Origin of the sequence: Paenibacillus xylanivorans (assembly GCF_001280595.1) — a bacterium.
GTDB lineage: Bacteria > Bacillota > Bacilli > Paenibacillales > Paenibacillaceae > Paenibacillus > Paenibacillus xylanivorans.
This window is the reverse complement of the sequence record NZ_LITU01000078.1, coordinates 143,455-165,213: the sequence shown is the minus strand read 5'-3', so window position 1 is coordinate 165,213 and position 21,759 is coordinate 143,455. Positions and strand designations below refer to the sequence as shown.

16 protein-coding genes and 1 pseudogene are annotated in these 21,759 nt (G+C 46.8%); 3 read left to right on the top strand and 14 right to left on the bottom strand.

Annotated elements, in window-relative coordinates; all coding sequences use genetic code 11:
• Positions 1–135: 135 nt before the first annotated feature.
• The 4 genes from AMS66_RS25475 to AMS66_RS25460 all read right to left on the bottom strand — a co-directional run bounded on the left by AMS66_RS25475 (position 136) and on the right by AMS66_RS25460 (position 2,955).
• Positions 136–819: a CpsD/CapB family tyrosine-protein kinase gene (locus AMS66_RS25475; RefSeq protein ID WP_053783443.1), complete on the bottom strand. Its 684-nt coding sequence runs from the start codon at positions 817–819 to the stop codon at positions 136–138.
• The gene (locus AMS66_RS25470) at positions 800–1,552 is read right to left on the bottom strand and encodes a YveK family protein (protein ID WP_053783442.1); all 753 of its coding nucleotides are present in this window, start codon (positions 1,550–1,552) and stop codon (positions 800–802) included. Before AMS66_RS25470 ends, AMS66_RS25475 begins: the two co-directional genes overlap by 20 nt.
• Before the next feature lie 59 nt (positions 1,553–1,611).
• The gene (locus AMS66_RS25465; RefSeq protein ID WP_053783441.1) at positions 1,612–2,370 is read right to left on the bottom strand and encodes a tyrosine-protein phosphatase; all 759 of its coding nucleotides are present in this window, start codon (positions 2,368–2,370) and stop codon (positions 1,612–1,614) included.
• Positions 2,371–2,520: 150 nt separating this feature from the next.
• Positions 2,521–2,955 carry a hypothetical protein gene (locus AMS66_RS25460; RefSeq protein ID WP_053783440.1) on the bottom strand — a complete coding sequence of 145 codons (435 nt, stop codon included), beginning with the start codon at positions 2,953–2,955 and terminating at the stop codon, positions 2,521–2,523.
• A gap of 333 nt (positions 2,956–3,288) precedes the next feature.
• On the opposite strand from AMS66_RS25460, the gene AMS66_RS25455 reads away from it, so the two are divergent.
• Positions 3,289–3,657, top strand: a complete 369-nt coding sequence (locus tag AMS66_RS25455) for a helix-turn-helix domain-containing protein (protein ID WP_024632898.1) — start codon at positions 3,289–3,291, stop codon at positions 3,655–3,657.
• 103 nt (positions 3,658–3,760) lie between these two features.
• Here the strand turns inward: AMS66_RS25455 and AMS66_RS32845 are convergent, their stop codons facing one another.
• The 4 genes from AMS66_RS32845 to AMS66_RS25440 all read right to left on the bottom strand — a co-directional run bounded on the left by AMS66_RS32845 (position 3,761) and on the right by AMS66_RS25440 (position 12,482).
• Positions 3,761–3,916: a hypothetical protein gene (locus AMS66_RS32845; protein ID WP_160319736.1), complete on the bottom strand. Its 156-nt coding sequence runs from the start codon at positions 3,914–3,916 to the stop codon at positions 3,761–3,763.
• A 221-nt stretch (positions 3,917–4,137) separates the two neighbouring features.
• Positions 4,138–8,736 (bottom strand): glutamate synthase large subunit, encoded by a 4,599-nt coding sequence (gene gltB, locus AMS66_RS25450; protein ID WP_053783439.1) that lies wholly within the window; start codon positions 8,734–8,736, stop codon positions 4,138–4,140.
• Positions 8,737–9,411: 675 nt separating this feature from the next.
• The gene (locus AMS66_RS25445; RefSeq protein ID WP_053783438.1) at positions 9,412–11,694 is read right to left on the bottom strand and encodes a YhgE/Pip family protein; all 2,283 of its coding nucleotides are present in this window, start codon (positions 11,692–11,694) and stop codon (positions 9,412–9,414) included.
• A gap of 206 nt (positions 11,695–11,900) precedes the next feature.
• On the bottom strand, positions 11,901–12,482 hold the full coding sequence (locus AMS66_RS25440; RefSeq protein WP_053783437.1) for a TetR/AcrR family transcriptional regulator: 582 nt from the start codon (positions 12,480–12,482) through the stop codon (positions 11,901–11,903).
• A gap of 359 nt (positions 12,483–12,841) precedes the next feature.
• Between AMS66_RS25440 and AMS66_RS25435 the strand changes: the two genes are divergently transcribed.
• A complete protein-coding gene (locus AMS66_RS25435) occupies positions 12,842–14,062 on the top strand; it encodes an MGDG synthase family glycosyltransferase (RefSeq protein WP_053783436.1) in 1,221 nt (406 codons plus the stop codon).
• Between the two features lie 277 nt (positions 14,063–14,339).
• On the opposite strand, the gene AMS66_RS25430 is transcribed toward AMS66_RS25435, so the two are convergent.
• Positions 14,340–15,197, bottom strand: a complete 858-nt coding sequence (locus tag AMS66_RS25430; protein WP_053783435.1) for a cell wall hydrolase — start codon at positions 15,195–15,197, stop codon at positions 14,340–14,342.
• 130 nt (positions 15,198–15,327) lie between these two features.
• Positions 15,328–15,930, bottom strand: a complete 603-nt coding sequence (gene thpR, locus AMS66_RS25425; RefSeq protein WP_053783434.1) for an RNA 2',3'-cyclic phosphodiesterase — start codon at positions 15,928–15,930, stop codon at positions 15,328–15,330.
• Between the two features lie 189 nt (positions 15,931–16,119).
• Here thpR and AMS66_RS25415 point away from each other — a divergent pair, with 189 nt between their 5' ends.
• The gene (locus tag AMS66_RS25415; RefSeq protein ID WP_053783432.1) at positions 16,120–17,076 is read left to right on the top strand and encodes a D-2-hydroxyacid dehydrogenase; all 957 of its coding nucleotides are present in this window, start codon (positions 16,120–16,122) and stop codon (positions 17,074–17,076) included.
• A 135-nt stretch (positions 17,077–17,211) separates the two neighbouring features.
• Here AMS66_RS25415 and AMS66_RS25410 read toward each other — a convergent pair whose 3' ends face one another.
• The 4 genes and pseudogenes from AMS66_RS25410 to AMS66_RS34160 all read right to left on the bottom strand — a co-directional run.
• The gene (locus tag AMS66_RS25410; protein ID WP_053783431.1) at positions 17,212–18,189 is read right to left on the bottom strand and encodes a TRM11 family SAM-dependent methyltransferase; all 978 of its coding nucleotides are present in this window, start codon (positions 18,187–18,189) and stop codon (positions 17,212–17,214) included.
• A 40-nt stretch (positions 18,190–18,229) separates the two neighbouring features.
• On the bottom strand, positions 18,230–19,942 hold the full coding sequence (locus tag AMS66_RS25405) for a methyl-accepting chemotaxis protein (protein ID WP_053783430.1): 1,713 nt from the start codon (positions 19,940–19,942) through the stop codon (positions 18,230–18,232).
• 363 nt (positions 19,943–20,305) lie between these two features.
• Complete coding sequence (locus AMS66_RS25400; protein ID WP_236703624.1) at positions 20,306–21,304, bottom strand: MsnO8 family LLM class oxidoreductase; 999 nt, start codon at positions 21,302–21,304, stop codon at positions 20,306–20,308.
• A 30-nt stretch (positions 21,305–21,334) separates the two neighbouring features.
• A pseudogene (locus AMS66_RS34160) lies at positions 21,335–21,759 on the bottom strand (deoxyguanosinetriphosphate triphosphohydrolase family protein); the annotation flags it as partial.

Genomic DNA, 21,759 nt, shown 5'->3' with positions numbered 1-21,759 from the left:
CCCAACCTCACATCACACCCTTGACGATATACGTCTAAGGTACACTACCCACAGTGTGACCGAGTGCCTACCTTGATAAAGGTATAGTAGACATCACCTTGACGACATTATTTGTGGATCAAATGTGTGCATTTGTTAAGCATTTTCCCCATAGTACGCATTCCGACTCTTGGGCACCTGTACATTGTTCAAGACAGCTCCGAGGATACGTGCGTTCACATGTTCAAGATGGGCTTTTGCCTTTTTAACCAGATCCTTCTTCACCTTGCCCGCGCTCACGACAAGAATGACACCATCACACAATGAACTAATAATTAAAGCGTCCGTAACTGCAAGAACAGGAGGTGTATCAAATAAAATCACATCGTATTCTTCCTTCAAATCTTCAAGCAGAGCTGTCATTTTACGAGATCCAATCATCTCTGAAGGATTAGGAGGTATAGGGCCAGAGGACAGGACATGCAGCCCTTCCACTCCGGTTTCTCGTAGTACTTCCGTAACTTTATATTGACTTGACAATACACTAGTCAACCCTACATGGTTGGGAACATTAAACATGCGATGCACAGTAGGTTTACGTAAGTCCGTATCCATAAGCAGAACCTTTTTCCCCTCCTGCGCGTAGGTAACTGCCAGATTGCCTATTGTTGTCGTTTTCCCTTCACCGGATAATGCCGAAGCAATCATGATCGTTTGAATCTGACTATCAATCGATGAGAATTGGATATTGGTTCTTAACTTCCGATATGCTTCAGATGATGTAGACTTGGGATTAGCCATAGTAACGAGGCTCCCTTTATCATTGGTTAACCGTGGCATACTGGCCATCACCTACCTGTTTTTGAGATGTTGTTGTTTGCTTGGAAAAACGGGCGTCTTCTTTTCGGATTCTCGAGATGACGGCTAGTGCAGGTATACCCAGTTCTTTTTCTAATTCATCCTCTGTTTTCAACGTATCGTCCAGGTATTCCAACAGGAATACAAACCCTACAGACAACAGAAGTCCCACAAGGAAACTGATTAAGATGTTTATAACAGGATTTACATTAATGGGTTTAGAGGAATCCGTAGGCTTGGCTTCACTCAGAATCGTTACGTTGTCCACTTTCATAATTACGGGGATTTGGGATTTAAACACTTTGGCAACAGCGTTTACCGTTTTCGCTGCTTTTTCAGAAGATAAGCCAGTGGCGGTCAAACTCATAACCTGGGATTCATTCGCGGTGGTTACCCGTAGGCTCTGTCCCAATTCATTACCGTTCATGCCAAGATCGGGGTATGTAGCTGCTACTTTATCGAGGATTGCCGAAGATTTGATTATTTCAATATACGAATTAATCACTTTAATGTTGGTTTGAATTGAACTAATATCGAGGTTCGGAATACCTTGAGCGTTATAAGCCTGGTTCACGATTAATTTGGCATTCGCCTCGTAAATAGGTACAGTCAAAAAATAATTTTTAACACCTGCCCCTATACAAGCAACTGCTACAAAGCCAATAATGATCCAAATTCGTTTGCGTAATATTTGCATATACTCTTTTAGCTCCATACTGTATTCCTCCCATTCAAGTCAGCAAATTATGATGAAGATCGTTTCCTCTTAGTTGGTTACCAGAACAACAATCTACGCTTCATAATTACGGGTTCTTCCGGCTCTATGATTTGATTGTTCCATACCGAGCACGCATTGTTTTGCAAATTTTGAACCAGACTTCTTCCAAATCTGCGTTCAAGCAGGTGATATGCGGCTTTCATTGAAAATGTTCTATCTTCCATATTATGGGCATCCGATGAAATGAAATGAAATCCGTTTTCTTTGCAAAAATGGAAACACCATTTCTGAACTTTTCGCCCGAAAAGTCCTATGACCGATTGAGCCGTAATTTGACATAGAGCACCTTGCCCAAGATATTCAACCAATAAATCGGGATTGTTCTGGATTGGACGGTTTCGTTCGGGATGAGCAATAATAGGAATGATACCCGCTAACTTAAGTTCTTGGAGTATCCCGGGGAACTGCGAGGGGATATGACCAAAGGGCAATTCCAGCAACATGTAACGGCTCCCGGCGAGTGTGCAGCACTTTCCTGCGTATAAGTCTGCAATCAGGTTGTCATGCACCCTGATCTCCTGTCCGGGACGGATCTCCAAGCGAATGTTGAGTTTGCGAAGTTCTGCATGTAGCAGTTCCACTGCCTGATTGACCACGTTGGGTTTATTGTTGTACTGCCCGTTCAGGTGATGCGGAGTAGCAATGATCGAGGTAATTCCTGAGGCTGCCGCTTTCTCAGCCATCGCAATGGACTGTTCCATATGAACAGGGCCATCATCCAGACCGGATAAAATGTGGCAGTGCATTTCAACCATATCCAAACTTCCTCAATGTATGATCCCCCTCGCCCCTTTATTCATTGCGCAAATGCTTTTGGTGTTAAAGAACTAATGCATAACGCTATGAAATATAGTAAAATGGCGTTAAGTACATGCTTGTTCAGAATATGTTTAGAATGTGTACAACTATATGGTAAAATCAATATAATGATAGGTTTCCTGCAAGTTAGGTTGTTCCGATGCCTTCTCATACTGAAACCGGGAAATGGTCGGAAACTGAACTTCTCGAATCATTGTATTTAACTGTCCCGTTATATATAGTGTCTGCTCTTGCTGAATATGCAAGTTTGAATGATACAATGTGAGCTCACCGAAGGGCTGTTTCCATTGCAACCTTGCGTGGAGTCGTACACATACATGGCTATCTTCTACATCCAAACCAATCAGCATCTCTGATGATATCGGCAAGTCCAGGTCGCTCAGGAAGGTGATCGCTCGTGTGTCCATACCAAGCAACAGAACTGGGCGTCTTTTGCGGTCTACCAATTTGCCATGAAACTCCTGAATGTACATATGGACATTTAATTTGAGATCTGCCCATTCCTGAATCATTGAATTCATGGCTTCATTCCTTTAGAATGGATTAGCTTGCAAGAGTTGCCTATACTCCTTCTCACAGGTATATTGGCTAGGCAACGTGGTCATACTTTAAAATATCCCAAATGATACACTTTGTAACTCCATACGTCCAATTTACGATACAATTTGTATCATGTCAAGCAGTATTTGGACATGGTTCTTTTGATTTACGACAATATGAGATGTCCTTAGACAGACCTATATACAACTAGGACTAATAAGGCGTTACGATGATGCAGGAAAGCTGCCCTGATCAAACACTTGGCTCAGGATTGTTTCAATATATATTTGATGGCGTTCAGGGGGAAATAGCATATGAGCTACGGAAATCGCATTGCTGAATTAAGGGAACAGCGGGGACTTACTCAAGAAGAACTTGCGAGCTCCATTCATATTACAAGAGCTGCTCTCTCCCACTACGAGAAAAACCGACGCAAACCGGATTTCGAAGTGTTAACGAGACTTGCTGACATCTTTGGCGTATCCATTGATTATCTCATTGGAAGGACGAAACAAAGTGATGTCGTGATGGATGAGGACGTAAGGGAATTTGTCGACGCCCTTGAATTATCAGATAAGGAAGTGTTGGAACGCTTCGGCCTGATGATTGATGGCAAACCCTTAACAGAAGAAGAGGCACGTCGTTTTATTGCTTTTGTCCGCATGGAACGCAGTATGGATTAAACCCGCAAAGAAGACCCAGTACCGAGAAATATCATTCTCCGGTTTCTGGGCTTTTTTTATGTCTTGATTTTCCTCCATCTATTCTATGCTTGTTAATGTGTTGTCAAGCGCGCTTGTTGTTGTCGGAGGATGCGAAATGGTTCCAACGCTCCGGGTCGATTCCACATTGCAGTAAAACTTTCATGATGTCCATCTGGGTTGCTTCGACTGGTTTACCTTTCGGCTTACGATCGCCCCTGTTTGGTTGCTTCATATTCATTCCGCTAACCTCTCTTATCTTTATACTTTCCCTGCACTCCAAAACTAGCCTTATTATACTTGAGAAAGTTCCTCAATGTTGTCGTCTCATGGCGATAGCGTTTTTTGTACGGGTTCTAATTTTGTCGAAAACCAAATAGGAGCTCTACAGCGCCTCATTGGCCGCCATAAAGCTCCTATTATTCTTAATACAACCCGTTCATGCACTCGAACTGGAATATATTAACCTCCTGCACGTGCAAGTTCACGCATGTTGGCTTCAAAAGCAGCCAGCAAAGCAGCCTCTCCGGTCAGGCCCGTTGCCTGAATCCGTTCGATTTGCTCGGTCATTCGTTTGAAGTCCTTCGGAATAACCCGAACAAATTGCTCTACAGATTGCTGCCAGTTATCCAGAATGCGCTGACCCGCCGCACTGCCTGTATTCGCAACGTGGCGTTGAATCATGCCCCGCAGATCTGCACTCTCAGAGACATCTTCGATACGCTCCAAAAGTACCATTTCCAGATTACAACGTTTCAGGAATGTGCCTTTTGGATCATACACATAAGCAATACCGCCGGACATCCCGGCTGCAAAGTTACGACCTGTATCACCCAGAACGACGACACGTCCACCCGTCATGTACTCACAACCATGGTCACCTACACCTTCAACAACCACTTTGGCACCCGAGTTCCGTACAGCAAACCGCTCCCCGGCGATACCACGAATATAGGCTTCACCACTGGTTGCCCCATATAGAGCGGTGTTACCAATGATGATGTTATCTTCGGCATCAAATGTGGCTTTTGGTGAAGGCATGACGATCAGTTTACCTCCGGACAACCCTTTACCTACATAGTCATTGGAATCCCCTTCAACGGTCAATGTCATACCTTTAGGTACAAAGGCCCCAAAGCTTTGTCCAGCAGAGCCGACAAATTTGAATTGAACCGTATCTTCCGGCAATCCTGCAATTCCATATTTGCGCGTAATTTCGCTACCCAAAATGGTACCTACTGCACGGTTTACGTTGGTAATTGGAAGCACCGCTTCAACCGGTTGACCGGATTCAAGCGCAGGTTGTGCCAATGGGAGCAACTGCTGCATATCCAGCGTTTCTTCCAATTGGTGGTTTTGATGCTGTGTACGGTAACGTGCAGAGCCTTCCGGCATTTCAGGCACATGCAGTAATACGGACAGATCTACACCTTTCTTCTTCCAGTGGTCTACTGCCTCTACTGTTTCAAGACAATCAGTACGGCCCACCATTTCCTGAATGGTACGGAAGCCAAGATCTGCCATGATTTCACGAACATCTTCAGCAACAAAACGCATGAAGTTGACGACATGAGCAGGATCTCCCGTGTAATTTTTACGCAATTCAGGGTTTTGTGTCGCTACACCTACTGGACATGTATCCATCTGGCAGACACGCATCATGATACAGCCGAGTGCAACGAGTGGTGCTGTAGAGAATCCATACTCCTCAGCTCCGAGTAAAGCAGCGATGGCCAAGTCACGACCATTCAGCATTTTACCGTCTGTTTCCAGAACGACACGGTCACGCAGATTGTTCAGCATCAACGTTTGATGCGTCTCCGCAAGACCCAGCTCCCAAGGCATTCCTGCGTGGCGAATCGAGCCTTGCGGGGATGCACCTGTACCACCGTCATAACCGCTGACGAGGATGATATCGGCACGACCTTTGGCTACGCCAGCCGCGATCGTTCCAACGCCGACTTCGGATACCAATTTAACGTTAATCTCTGCACGTGGATTGGCATTTTTCAAGTCATAGATCAACTCAGCCAGATCCTCAATCGAGTAGATATCATGGTGCGGTGGCGGAGAGATCAGACCTACACCCGGTGTTGATCCACGAACCTCAGCAACCCAAGGGTATACCTTACGTCCAGGCAGCTGTCCACCTTCACCCGGTTTTGCTCCCTGTGCCATCTTGATCTGAATCTCGTCGGCATTGACCAGATAGTTGGATGTTACACCAAAACGTCCGGATGCCACCTGTTTGATCGCACTGCGACGAGAATCACCGTTACTATCTTTAATGAAGCGAGCCGGATCTTCTCCGCCCTCACCTGTATTGGATTTACCACCAACACGGTTCATCGCAATAGCGAGATCTTCGTGTGCCTCTTTGCTGATTGAACCGAAGGACATTGCCCCTGTTTTGAAACGGCGCATAATGTCTTCCACGGATTCCACTTCTTCCAAAGAAATCGCAGGGCCGACCGGTTTCAGTTTCAGCATGGAGCGAATGGTCAGCAACTGATCATTTTCGCCTTGCACAAGTTTGGAATACTTTTTATACAGTTTGTAATCGCCAGTACGTACTGCATGTTGCAGTGTATGGATCGTTTGCGGATTGAACAGATGCTCTTCTCCGTCGTTACGCCATTGGTATTCCCCGCCAGAATCCAGTACTTTGTCATTGCCATCTTTGTCCGTAAAGGCACGGTTGTGATGAGTCAATGCTTCGGCAGCCACTTCTTCCAGACCAATCCCGCCAATTCGGGAAGGTGTCCAAGTAAAGTAACGGTCAACGAAATCCGTTTTCAGACCCACTGCTTCGAAAATCTGTGCACCGCGATAGGATTGAATCGTTGAGATCCCCATCTTGGACAGGACTTTAATAACCCCTTTGGTCGCAGCCTTGATATAGTTCTTCACAGCCTTATCATGAGAGATACCGCGCAGCAGCCCTTGCTGAATCATGTCATCCAACGTTTCAAACGCCAGATACGGGTTCACGGCACTTACGCCGTAGCCCAGCAGCAATGCGTAGTGATGAATATCACGCGGTTCTGCTGATTCGAGCATGATACTAACTTTGGTTCTCGTCCCCTGACGAATCAGATGGTGATGCAAACCTGCTACAGCCAGCAATGCAGGAATAGCGGCATTCTCAGCGTCCACGCCACGGTCAGACAGGATCAAAATGTTATGACCTTTGTCGATGACACGGTCCGCAGCTTCGAAGAGCAGTTCCATCGCTTTGCGAAGTCCTTCTGCGCCCTCTTTTGCTGTAAAGAAGATCGGAATCGTCATCGAGCGGAAGCCCGGACGACGAACGTGGCGAATCTTCGCAAAATCCTCATTAGACAGTACCGGTGTATCCAAACGAATCTGACGACAGCTCTCCGGTTCAGGATTCAACAGGTTACGCTCCGGCCCGATCGTTGTTGCCGTAGACGTTACAATCTCTTCACGAATCGCATCGATCGGTGGATTGGTAACTTGTGCAAACATCTGCTTAAAATAGTTGTACAGACGTTGCGGACGATCCGACAGAACCGCCAGCGGTGCATCATAACCCATGGAACCTGTAGCTTCCATACCTGTAGAAGCCATAGGCTCCAACACTTTGCGCAATTCTTCAAATGTATATCCATAAGCCAGCTGAAGCTGGGTCACGTTATCATGTTTTGGATCAGGCAGTTCCGGTGCATCGGGAAGCTCATTCAGATCCATCAGATGCTCATCGAGCCAATCCTGATACGGATTCTCGGCTGCAATGAGAGCCTTCACTTCCTCATCCGCGATGATACGTCCTTGTTGTGTATCGACAAGCAGCATACGTCCTGGACGCAGGCGGTCTTTATAGAGGATTTCTTCAGGAGCAATATCAAGTACCCCAACCTCAGAAGATAAAATAATACGGTCATCCTTCGTTACATAGTAACGTGCAGGACGCAGACCATTCCGGTCAAGTGTTGCACCAATCTGCAAACCGTCGGTAAAGGCCATTGCTGCCGGTCCATCCCAAGGCTCCATCATTGTGCTGTGGTATTCATAGAATGCCTTTTTGGCAGGGTCCATTCCCTCATCTGTACTCCAAGGTTCAGGAACCATCATCATCGCCACATGTGGCAACGAACGGCCACTCAGATACAGGAACTCCAGTGTGTTATCAAACATCGCTGTATCCGAACCATCCGGATTGATAACCGGTTTTACTTTTGAGATGTCGTTACCGAACAATTCGCTCTCGAACAGCGACTGCCGGGCATGCATCCAGTTCACGTTACCACGCATCGTATTGATCTCACCGTTGTGGATCATGAAGCGATACGGGTGGGCACGTTCCCAGCTTGGGAATGTATTCGTACTGAAACGGGAGTGAACCAGCGCTATCGCTGATTCCACGAGATCTTCCTGAAGATCCAGATAGAACTGTCCTACCTGTTCAGTTGTCAGCATGCCTTTGTAGACAATTTTGCGACAGGACAGGCTTGGCAGGTAGAACGAACCACCTTCTGCTTCATCCGCCGAGTAACGAATAGCCAACTCAGCACGTCTGCGAATGATGTACAACTTCCGTTCAAATCCCAATTCATCCTTAACTTCTGCCGATCTTCCAATGAACACCTGACGTACATAAGGCTTCGCTGCAAGCGCAGAACGTCCCAGCATCTCATCAAACGTAGGCACGTCACGGAAACCCAGGAATGTCTGGCCTTCTTCTTCGATGATCTTCTTAAGGCTCTCTTCATGCGCACTGCGAATGACAGGGTCCTGTGAAAGGAACAACATCCCTACGCCATAGAAACCCTGTTCAGGTAATGCAAAACCAAGACGGTCCGCTTCCTGCGCAAAATAGCGATGTGGAATCTGGATCAAGATACCGGCTCCGTCACCGGAATTCGGCTCACTGCCCTGTCCTCCGCGGTGTTCCATGTTACTGAGCATGGTCAGTGCCTGACTAACGATGTCGTGTGAAGGTACTCCTTTGATGTTGGCAACAAAACCCATTCCGCATGCGTCTTTTTCGAACTGTGGGTCGTACAGACCCTGTTTAGGAGGTAATCCGATGTGTCTCATGGAACGCAACCTTTCTATAATGAAGTATTTCGGAAAGATCAAGAACATAGGCAACAAGCAACAATGAATCGGGAGGAGCGGGCGTTTTCGATATGAACAATCGCCTGCTAGATGAACGAGGGCGACAGCAATAAGAGCTGTCAATCTTATAAGTGCTGCTATTGCGATAGAGGCCATCCATGAGATGAGCTGATCCGGATCATCCGGCAAACAGCTTGGTATAACAACACGCAACCGCTGGCACGGTCACTGATATGGAGCGACGTTTTTTGATATAGTTCTATTATTTTAACACCGACCTAACATCAGCGCAATTTAAACTTTTTAATACCTCTGATAAGAAATGTTTTGCAGTACAGCTTTAGTGTGATGATGCTAAAATTCATCTCTTTTTCGAATAATTATACACATTTTATGTCAGAGTACAACTAATTTTAATTGCTGACAAAAGAAAATCATTCCATATGTGGCCTGCGTTTATCCATAGTTCGTCCAATTTCTCATGCCATATTCCAGCGATTATCTACTTCCCTATACATTTGTATACAAAAAGAGTCTGCAACCCATTTTCAGGTCACAGACTCTTTGCACTATTTGACTACTATATTGCATAATTTTGATACTTGAGTTCAATGTTTATTTTCAATATTTTGTCCTGTTCCGAGCCAATTCAGCTTATGCCGTCACAACTTGACCGGATTCAGCCACTTCGACTTCTTTTTTGCGACGTCTGCCGTTCCAAAGAAAGAAAGCCAATGTCAGCAGCACAGATACACCTGCATAGATTGCCAGAATGCCGACCTGATGCCACATCACATCGAAATTGCCACTTGATACAACTGCTTTGAAGCCCATGATGCTGTGCGTCATTGGCAACCAAGGGCTAAATGCCTGTAGCCATGACGGAATCAGCTCTACTGGGAAGGTTCCCGCACTTGCTGCAAGTTGGAAGACCAATAATAGGATGACAACATAACGCCCTGGCAAGTCAAGCCAGGTTACGAGAGCCTGAACAATAAACATAAAGGTCAGTCCCGTGAAGATCGTGAACAGATAGAACAGCGGTACGCTGTGTGTTTCCAGACCAAGACCGTACAACATGAAGCTTGCCACGATCACGGATTGAATAATGCTCACAAATCCGAATACGAGAGTACGGCTCACAAAACGGTTCCACCCGGTTGCGCCCGGTACGGAAGTTTCCCGCATTTTCAAAACAATCGTTGAAATCAGCGATCCAACAAACAAACCGATGGACAGGAAGAACGGTGTCAAACCTGTACCGTAATTACTTACGTTCTCTGTTGTGTTCTCGGACGTATTCACAGGCTCGGCGAACATGTTCACCACATCGTCTGTCTTTTTGACTTCTGACGTTTTCTGAGCCGCATCATTCAGCTTGGTAGCCAGTTCGCTTGAGCCATCTTTTAGCTCAGTTAAACCGTCCGCCAGCTTGCCTGCACCGTCACCGAGTTGTTTGGAGCCGTCCGTGAGTGAACTCACGCCACCGCTCAGCTTACCTACACCCGTTTGCAGGGCTGTGGTTCCCGAGCCCAGTTGCTTGGCTCCATCTGCGAGCAATGTACCACCACTTGCAGCTTCGCCCAACTTGCCGCTAAACTGCTTCAGACCATCGGAGAGCTTCGCTCCGCCCTGGCTAAGCTGTCCAGCGCCCGCCAGCAATTGCTGCTGGCCATCCACCAACTGATTCGCACCCGTCAGAAGCTGCTCTTGGCCTCCATGCAGCTCGGACGCACCTGCTGCCAGTTGCTGATTGCCCTGGTGCAGTTGATCTGCACCTTGCGCGAGCTTCTGTTCGCTCTCATGCAGTTGCTTACTGCCTTCGGCAACTGCTGAACTGGCTGCCAGCAGCTTCTGTACATCCTCACTAGCTGCCAGTTCAGGGTTGGATGCAGCAAGCTGCTTCAACCCGTCAGCAACGCTCTGAGCACCGTCAGCAACCTTGCTGCTGCCATCTACTGCCGATTGCAGGCCAGTGGCCAATGTGCCGCTGCCTTGCACTGCGCTTTGCAGACCCTCAGACAGCTTCGCACTGCCCTGCTCAGACGATTGCAGACCCGCTTTCAGCTTGCCTGCTCCATCCACGGAAGACTTCAGTCCGGTTTCCAGCTTGGCACTGCCGTCCTTCAACTGGTCTGCACCGCTCTGAAGCTGGCTTGTTGCCGCCGTTTGAAGCTGCTGCAAACCGGATACCAGGTTCGATGTTCCACTTTCAAGTTTGGTTGCACCCGTGTGCAGTGCATTGACACCATCACTTAATGGAGACAAGCCATCCTGAAGCTCCAATGTTCCGGATGCCAGCTTCGCCAGATTATCTTTGAGCTTCACAGCTCCATCATCCAGCTTGCCTGCGCCGGTATTCAAATCTCCTGCGCCGTCGCCAGCTTCAGCCAATCCGTCCGATACTTCGGAAAACTTGTCGAGCAGTGTCTCCGCATAAGATTCCGTTACTTTGGCCGAAACCTTCGCTTTCAGATCCTTGATGGCCGTCTTGCCAATCTGCGCACCCACGAAGCTGTAATTTCCATTCGGTTCGTAGATCAGATCAGCCGGCTCTGGCTTGTCATCAAGCAACGTGGTTGCCTGGGATGAAAAGTTTTCCGGGATCGTAATTTGCATATAATACTTGTCGTTTTCCATGCCTTCTTTGGCTTGGCTGGCACTGACAAAGTCCCATTTAAAATCTGCATTCTTCTTCAGTTCATCGACAAGGTCACTACCGACATGCAATGATTTGCCCTCCAGCTCTGCACCTTTATCAAGGTTAACAACTGCCACCGGCATTTCATCGACATGACCATATGGGTCCCAGTAAGCAGCCAAATAGATACCGCTATATAGAATCGGAATAAACAAAATGGCAATAACGGGGATCAACACCTTTGGGTTTCTCACGGCCGATCCCACATCCTTGAAAAACACGGATAAAGATTTCATGTTATTTTCTCCCCTTGTTCTCTCTGCTCTATGAGCAGAATAACCAAAATGAAATTAATTTGTTTTGTTACGAAAAATTACCGAAACACGAAGTGACCACTTTCCTCAAACGGTCACTTCAGGGCAAAAAAACAAACCTGTCTCTCGACAAGCCTCACTGCCTGCATGCTTATAATTAACCCATATTATAGTAGAATAAATTCGGGTTACGTTGCGGCAGCAATTCCTTCCATTAAGAAAAGGCGAAAGTAATCCTTGATTTCCTCTTTGCTCAGCGGCTCGTGTTGCTTGCTCCAATCTGAGGTGAGGGCAATGTACAAACGAATCATCATAAAGGCTACTACCTGTGGATCACAGTCACGAATCTCTCCGTTGCTCCTTGCCTTCTCTAGCTCCTGTGCCAGAAAATCAGAGATGACTTTCTCCACTTTCTCCAAACCTTCCTTGGCCTGAAGAGTTCCAAAATCCTTAAGCTCCTGGGACAATTTAACCAGCAAATCGTGATCACGGCGAAACTCCAGCAATGAATCAAGCACACGAAACAGATTATCAAAAAAAGCACTTTCCTGATGAACTTCACGATGAGCAATATTTTTCATTTCCTGAATGACTTCCACCAAAATCTGATCAAACAATTGTTCCTTATTCGTAAAGAACGTATAGATCGTTCCCTTGCCAACGTTCGCAATCTTCGCTACCTGATCCATCGTGGTTGCCTTGTATCCAAACATGGCAAAAGACTGCGCGGCTGCATGAATGACCTGCTGTCTCCTGTCAATCGGAGCCATCATATCCCCTCCTCATTTTTGTTGATCGTTCTCTTTAAATGACCAAAAATACAATTCGGTCATTCGGTCAAAACCAAGATTACCACTCTCACCATCAGATTGCAACCCTAACATTAAAAATTTGTGTTAATTTTTTTTAACCGAAATGCAGTGGAAACTGCTTCTATCGTCGTCTATAGTGTATGATGACTCCAATAACACGGATAAAGACGAAGTTTCGATGTATCAGAACATTAACTATAGTGTAAATATGTAACGAATGAACATGATTTTCCGCTTCGCTGTATATTCATGTAGTAATGCAACGTGCGGTATGACTATGAGATGTTAAATTTAAATTGATGAATAAAGGTGAACTCATGCGAAAACCAAGAGTGCTCTTGTTATCCGAAGGTTTCGGCACCGGTCACACCCAGGCCGCCCATGCGCTCGCAAGCGGCATTAAGAAAGTCAGTCCACATGTGCATAGTCGGGTCATTGAGCTTGGTAAATTTTTAAATCCAACTATGGCTCCGCTAATTCTGTCCGCTTACCGGAAAACGCTAACGGTTCAGCCCAAGCTGGTCAGTCTGCTGTATCGGACGCAATACAACAAATCACTAAACGGATTTACCAAACTGGCCTTGCACCGGATTTTCTATACACAGACGGCTCAAGTCGTATCCCAATTAAAACCCGATGCCGTGATCTGTACCCATCCTTTTCCGAATGCGGTCATCTCCCGGCTGAAACGCCAGGGACTCAATATTCCACTGTATACGCTCGTCACAGACTACGACGTACATGCAACGTGGATTAATCCCGAGGTTAACAAATATCTGGTATCTACGCCACAGGTAAAGGCTCTGCTTGAAATCAGGGGTGTTGAGCCCTCCAGAATCCAAATCACCGGCATTCCTGTACATCCTGACTTCTGGGAAGCTGGAGACAAGGTAAGCCTCCGACAGGAAATGGGGCTTCAGAACATGCCGACTGCTCTGCTCATGGGTGGCGGATGGGGACTTTCCTTTGATGAGGAGCATATGAAGGCTCTCGCCTCCTGGGCGGATCGGGTACAGCTGCTGTTCTGTCTGGGAAGCAATGAGAAAATGATTGCCAAGTTGAAGGAAATGCCCTGCTTCCAGCATCCGAATATACGCATTCTAGGGTATACCCGCGAGGTTAGCAAACTGATGGACGTATCCGATGTGCTCATTACGAAGCCCGGTGGCATGACTTGTACGGAAGCATTGGCTAAAGGCTTGCCGATGTTATTCGTGCCTCCATTGCCGGGGCAGGAAGAAGAAAACTGTGAATATTTTGTACAAGCCGGATACGGCCAGGTCATTCACTCTGCTGACGTTATTACCAATCGCTTCAAGCACCTAAGTGAGCAGGTCTATGCACCACGTTATGCTGAAAGCCAGCTGAAATCAGTTCACAAACCTGGGAGCAGAAACACCTATGATCCAACATGTTGTGCCCAGGCTGTCCATGATTTATTGTTCCCGGCTACAGCCGAAGTCACATCCGCACCCAAGGAGCGCTTCACAGCCGGAATTGGGGCAACTTCGCTGTCAGGTACCCGAATACCATTCTAGCAGCTCTGTGACCCCTTCCAGCCCTTCTACGAGGGCATTCTATCTCTTAAGGACATGCATAAAGAAGGTTCCCCTCCATTGATTCGGAAGGGAACCTTCTTTTATTTCAATCATATATCCGTATGACTTGCTGCAAAAAAGGGTAATTTAAATAACAAACCCTCATCACCAATTAAATTAAAAACGACGAAATAAAACTACATTACAGGGCTTTTCAAGGTCTACGTAACCAATACATAGTTAACTACCCTGCCTGTTTGCAGAATTTACAGATCAATTACTTATAAAAAGTATGATGCCCAATCGTTTTTACTTTTTTCTGGGAGCGAGCCACTGTAAGATCATCCGCAAGCGTCAATGACAAGAAATAATACGTATCATCAGCGACTTCCTTTTTCCCATTCAACGCTGCATTGACTGCCTTGATACTGTCCTCATTGGGAGTAACACGTTTCAAGCGCCCGTTCGCTACAGGACTGAATTGAGATTTCTGGTAGATTACTTTATAAATGGTATCGGGAAAATTGGCTGACCGCAGCCGGTTTAAGACAACATTGGCAACTGCCACTTTGCCTTCGTACGGTTCACCTTCCGCCTCTGCCATGACGATTTTTTGCAGCAGAAGCAGCTCTTTATCGGACACACTGTATGACCAGGTTGCAAGTTTTGAGTCTTCCTGGTTCAGAAGTTTGGTCCGTGTAAAGTAAAGTTTTTGGGGGGGAGTGGTAATTGCAGCTACCGCTTTGGCATGCTCTACCTTGGCCAATTTCAGAGCAGCCTCTTTCTTCGCTTTAGCCGCTGCCGCAGCTCGGGCCACATGTTTAGCCTTAGCTTCTTTCTGTTCCTGCTCTTCCTGAGCAGCCGTCAGCCAGTTCTTGGCTGGGAGCGAATTGGTCCAGTTATCAGCCTGGATAGACGCATCAGTAGATAGACTTGTCCCGTCTTTCATCATTCGCCTGTCTTCGCTAAAAGAATTTTCGCTATTTTCTGCAGAAGCCGCGAGTTCGGTCATCTGTTTGCTATCACTTGCCTCATTCCACTTTCCAGTCGCCTGAACGACATTAGCCCCCACTATACATACAAGCAGCACAGATAACATCGGTGCCACCCAACGATTCTTGCTTATAATATCCATTCGAAGATTCCTCCTGTCGAAACAATTCCCTAATCTAAGTAACCACAAAAAAAGAATTTGAATAACGATGGCTAATATTACATAGGGAATAACGTAATGTCAATGTGATTTTATGTCATATCAATGAGTTTCAGGAAAAAGAAAACGTATCCACGACCTCATACATCGGCGTCTGACCTGGCTGTGTCACATAAAGCACAAAATCTTGTACCATCCAAGAATTAACACCTAGAAATTGTGCAGGAAGCACTTTAAATATTCCTTTATCTTCATTTCCTGGGTCCCCACCCAGAAATTTACGTGCAATCGTGATATGAGGAGAATAAGGTCTTAATTCAGCCTCGAATCCAAGGGAAGAAGTTGCGTCCACGATCCGTTTTTGCAGAAGATGAAGTTGATCGATATCTCCTTCAACACCCTTCCACAGCACCTTTGGTGCCTCTTCCAGACCAAACGTTCCCCATCCGGATAATTGCAGCTCAAAAGGCTGGAATAAGGCCGTTGCCGAGCGCAGCGCTTTCCGAAGATGTCCAATGTCACTAACAAGGGTATCTCCCAGAAATTGCAATGTAATATGATAATCTCTATAATCGGTCCATTTCCGAAAATCAAGCTTTCCTTGCACCTGTTCTGCAGACATCCGAAGTGAATTCTGAATATGTGCTGGCACCCGAAGTGCAATAAATAATCGTTCCCGCCGGGATGGAAGATCCGTATATGAATAGTTATTCATGGTATACACCTCTTCTAAAGTTCATTTTATTATTTCACAGTCGTCTCTATGGTTTCAAGCTGGTTAAGTATAGAGTGACACAATTTTTGGGATTTGCACATGAGGCTGTATTCCTGCCTTTTACGCACATCGTCTTCTTTTCTGCTAAACTAATACCACAACTTATTTGAATTCAGGAGGCCACTAACTATGGGTAAAATTGTATGTTTTCCATCCTTGTCGACGAAGCAACAACAACGTATTTTGGATGCAGCGCCAGGTTATACACTTACGGTTGGCAAAGCCAAGGAGATTGACGCATCGGAGTTAAAAGAAGCCGAAATTGTCGTAGGCTGGTCTCCTCTCGTAACCGAGCATGTGCTGAAAGAAAACAGTCCTCTGAAATGGGTTCAAGTCTGGTCCGCAGGGGTGGACAACCTTCCATTCTCGGATTTGGAACAAAAAGGAATTATGCTAACCAGTGCTAATGGCGTACACGCCATTCCCATTACCGAAATTATTCTGGGCATGATGTTGTCCCACAGCCGCTGGCTCAGACAAGCGATGCTGTACCAGCAACAGGCGGAGTGGAAATCACCAGGCAAACCGCTCCCGGAATTGCATGGCAAAACTGCGGTTATCGTCGGTGTCGGAGAGATTGGATCAGAAACCGCGCGCATTCTCAAAGTACTGGGTATGAACGTCATTGGGGTTCGACGCTCCGGAAAAGACGTTCCGAATGTAGACCAAATGTACACTATGTCCGGCCTACACGAAGCACTGAGTCAAGGCGATTACGTCATCAATATTTTGCCCCTTACGGATGAAACCCACCATATTTATAATCAGACTGCATTTGAGCATTTCAAATCCGGTTCCTGTTTCGTCAATGTGGGACGTGGTCCATGCGTGAATACGGAAGCTCTGCTGGGTGCACTGGACAGTGGACAGATTGCCTTTGCTGCACTTGACGTATTTGAGGAGGAGCCACTACCTGCCGATCATCGACTGTGGGGCAAGGATAACGTCTTGATTACGCCGCATATTGCAGGCAGCACAGAGCAATACACCGAACGGGCACTTGATATTTTTATACAAAATTTGGAATCCTATGTTGCCGGAAAAAAGCTTCCGCTTAATCTGGTGAATTATAGTCATAAATACTAAAAATGCTTGATGTTCTTATGTGAAATTGTACAAATCCATGTGAGGTAGTTTCCCTACGAAAATCAAAAACCTCCATACCGGAAAATGGATTTTTCCGGTATGGAGGTTTTTTCTATTATTTTCAGTACAGTCGTTCTAAGTACATAGCCAAATGTGACGTATAAACGTGCCTTTGTTCACCGTTCGATACTGATCGATGTTCCATCCGGCATCCAGAATGTGCCCCTCCACCCATTCGGTGGAAACGATAACCGCTCGACCTGCAAGCCTCTTCAAACTCGTTAACATGGCAAGTTGTTCCTCATCCGGAAGAACCGAGCACAGATTGTAAGGCATGTCGAGGATGGCTGCATCGTACGATCCTTCCAGATCATTCATATCCCCGAGTGTAATTCTGGCTGAATCATAACCATAATGAGGAAGATTAATTCGCGCGCCTTGCACAGCCAAAGGGTTCAAATCATTCCCTTTTGCCTCAATCCCCATCGACAACGCCTCAATAACAACGGTTCCCATTCCACAGCACGGATCAAGCAACTGATGTCCCTCCACTTGAGGAATAGCAATATTGACCAACGCTCTGGCTAACGTAACACCAAGGCCTGTGGAATAATTTTGCGGCTTCTGATGATGGGTTTGCCAAGAACGATCCGCCTCTGTCCATTGACCGAGGAGCCATTTCCCATTCGCATGGATTAGTCCGAAAGTCACCTCAGGCTGTTTCATCATGGCTTTTCCTCTAATACACATGCCCAGCTCTTTTTCCAGCAGACGGGAATGCGCATAATCCGGCATGTCATCGCCCTCTTTCAGGCAGACAACCTTAAACGTTTCACCAGAAGACAGATCGATTTGTGAAGCGGCATGCTTCAGATCTTCTACCGTATCCGCTTCGGCCATCACATCCAGTCTGCCTCGGACAAACGGACTTCTACCTGGTGGAATGCATAGATTGGAGCGAACAAAAGCATGATTGCCTGAATGAATATCTGTACCAGGAACGAGCATCGTTTCCAACTCCAGTTCACATAGGGCACGTTCATTCTCATGGCAAGCAAAGGTATATACGTAACTTCTGACAACTGAATCTTTGTTGTTTGTAGAGCTCACCATGGTAGCCGTCCTTCATGTTTCTTCTATTATAAGAAGAGGTTTATATTTTTAATTTTTCAATGGAAACAAGCAGGTCTTCGGACAAATCTTTCAAGGTTTGAATATTGCCGCTAATCGTTTCCATTGAACTCACCTGTTCCTCAGCCGACGCTGACACTTCCTCTACACTGGCCGCGGATTCCTCCGATACTGTCGAAATTTGTTGACTGAAATCATTCATGCGTCCGCTCGCCTCCTGCATGCTCTCCAGACCATCCGTCATTGTACCAATGACCTGAACCATGCCCTCTACCGACTCACTAATGGTACGGAACAGATTGCCGGAATTGCGTACTTGCTGCTGCCCGCGCTCCGTCTCCAGTACACCTGTTCGCAATTCCTCAACCACACCCTGGGAACCCTTCTGAATATCCTCTGTGATGACGGTAATCTCTTCCACTGAAGTCCGAACGGCTTCGGACAATTTACGCACTTCTGCTGCAACGACTGCAAATCCGCGACCACTCTCTCCTGCACGGGCAGCTTCAATGGAAGCATTCAATGCAAGCAGGTTGGTTTGGCGCGCAATGTCATGAATGACTTGAACCAACTGCGATATGTCTTCGTTTTTGCGATCCAGCTGTTCCATCTTGTTCATGGAAGATGAAACTACGCCAGCAATCTGCTGCATCTGGTTCACGGATTGCTCCATGGACTCGCGACCGGTCAGTCCTTGTTTCAGAACGAGGTCTGACATCTGGCGAAGCTGGTTTCCCTGCTCCGAATGTTGCTGAATATGTTCGTTCAATCCCTGGACGGTGCGGGCAGATTCAACAGCCGTTTCCGCCTGACTCTCTGCTGCTTTTGCCGACTCTTCCATCGTTATCGCAATTTGACGACTGCCAATCTTAACCTCTTCAGAGGAAATGGCCAATTCGCTGCTTTGGCGGTTGACGGCTTCAGCGATCCGTCTGACATTCAATACCATGGAGGTCAGATTACCTTTCATGTCGTTCACGGCTTTGGCAAGTACACCAACTTCGTCTTCATGTTTGGTATGTATGTCCTGGACATTTAATTGACCTTCCGCAATCAGTTTCACGGCACTGATGACCCGAAGCAGCGGTTTTACGACTTGTGAACGGATGATCGGGATCGCAATCGCCGTAATAATAATCATCACTAGAACACCAATGATGATAATGATTCGGCCATCCTGGACGGATCTGATCGTCTGCGCAGCAGAGATGCTGGACTGTTCCTGATTGTATTCCACCAGATAATCCAGATCGACTTGCATGGCATCGAAGGAATCGGCCCCTTTTTCGGACACTTCCTTGGCCAATTGTTCCTGGCCTTCATCACTCAGCTTAATGGATTGTGTGTTAATCTTGAGGTACGCTGCCCACTTCGTTTTGAATGCATCCCAATGTTCCTTTTCTTCCGTTGTCTTTTCCTGTTGATCGTATATTTTAATTGCCTGGGCCGTTTCACGAATATACTTGGTACGTTCTTCAGCGAGGCTCGCTTTGTCCCCAGCCTGTGCATCATAATGGCGATAACTCAATGACAAAATATGTTCTGTCGTATAGTTCAAACGGTTAATCTGTTGGAGTGAGGGCATCCAGTTATTAGTGATCTCATTCGTGTTTCTTTCCATCGAGTTCATTCGTGTAACAATCGTGACACTAAGAAGAATTAAACAGAGGATTAATAAATAGAACGCGATGCTGATACGCAGACCGATACTCTTGATCCTGAATCTGCTGAACATATGATTTCCCCCTTGTGCCCATCTTCGGCCACTTCCATATTTTAGGTGCTTTTGTCGTTGTTTTACCCTTCTTTTGGCATCTTGCAAACTACTCTTTTCTATATTATATCTATAGGAAAAGAGACGTAAAGTACTATAACATTCTTTTGTTTTAGTCATGCTTTATTTTGTAAAATCTTGTGATTATTTCACATTACCTGTTGAATGGAATCGAACGATGTAAAAATTTAAACTAAAATGAAACAAAAAAGAGCTGCAGCATACGGCAAATATCCGATCTGCAGCTCTCAAGATTTGAATCCATGCAGAGGGCGGGTATGGAACCAGCCCTTCTTTGTATCATAACAACTAACCAGCCATCCCTTATGCGTTCGCCAGTAACTTGTAAGAAGCCAACCTTCTCTCGTAATCCGGCCCGGTTGTCACCACAAGAAGCCGATCCGTGTCCAGTCTGTGGCACACCTGCTGCAGCTGATTCCAGACTTGTGCAGGTGTACCGGCGTGATGCCGTTGTACTTCATTTCCATTGGCATCGGCCGTATCGTCGTTGGTGCGGATACTCGTGTTGGCGATGTCAGACTGGGGCGAATGCTCTTTCCCTCCGGCTTTGCGTCTCTCCGCCATCTCGTGGCTCCAGGACAACGCCTCTTCCTGCGTCTCCGCACACAGAACACCGACAGCAACCATAACCTCCGGCTCTTTCCTGTTAGCGCTGGGGATGAACCCCTCCCGATAACGCCGCACGGCCTCTGTACCATCCGCGTCACTCATGAATTGTCCGAATACATACCCCATGCCAAAACGGGCGGCAAACTCGGCACTCTTTACGTTGGTACCCAGCATCCATAAGGATAACGGAAGCGCCGGAATCGGTCGGGCCGTCACCGGATGTTCTTCATAGGTGTAACGGTCTTCCAGCAGTTCGGTCAGTGCTGCGAGTGATTCAGGCAGCTTGGACACATGTTGCAAGTAATTGCCACTCAAGGCCATCGTCGCATGGGGGCCACCCCCAGGAGCACGTCCCAAGCCTAATTCAATCCGTCCCGGATAAAGCGCCGCCAACAGTCGGAACGACTCCGCTACTTTAAGCGGGCTATAGTGCGGTAATAGCACGGCACCCGAGCCAAGCTGGATCGTGTTCGTTCGCGCGCCAATATGGGCAAGCAACACTTCCGGCGATGCTGATGCCAGTTCATCCATGTCATGGTGCTCTGACGTCCAGTACCTCGAATATCCCCACTCTTCAGCATGCTGCGCAAGTGTAACAGATTGTTGAAGCGCCTGTTCTGCTGTGGCGCCGTTCAACCTTGGAACAAGGTCAAGTACGCCCAGATTGTATTTTCCACTGATGTTCGCACCCAAGCGTCTCATCTCCCTTCGTCTCGCTTATCTCTAGTCCAGATCGTAGATGGAACCGACCTTGAGACCGTAAAGTTCATTGTAAATTTTCTCGGCAAAAGCATCCGTCATCCCGGCAATATAATCAATCACCATGTGCTCCCAGGTCCAGATCGGGTTCGCTTTCGCCTGATCCTTCTCATAACGTTGCAGCCAATCAGACGGAATAATGGATTTGGACGTTTCCGGATCAAGGAAAGCATCCCACAGACGCTTAATCATCCATTCACTGCGCTTTTGCAACCTCTGCACACGCAGGTCACGAATCATGGTCACCCAGGCAAAGCTCTTAAGCACACTCACCGTACGTAGCATATCGAGGTCCTCGGCACCTTCACGGACAAACGTTACCTTCTTCCAGTCCCCGTTATCAATAACCCCCAGGCTAGCGACAAAAAGGCTGACCCAGTAAGCCTTGA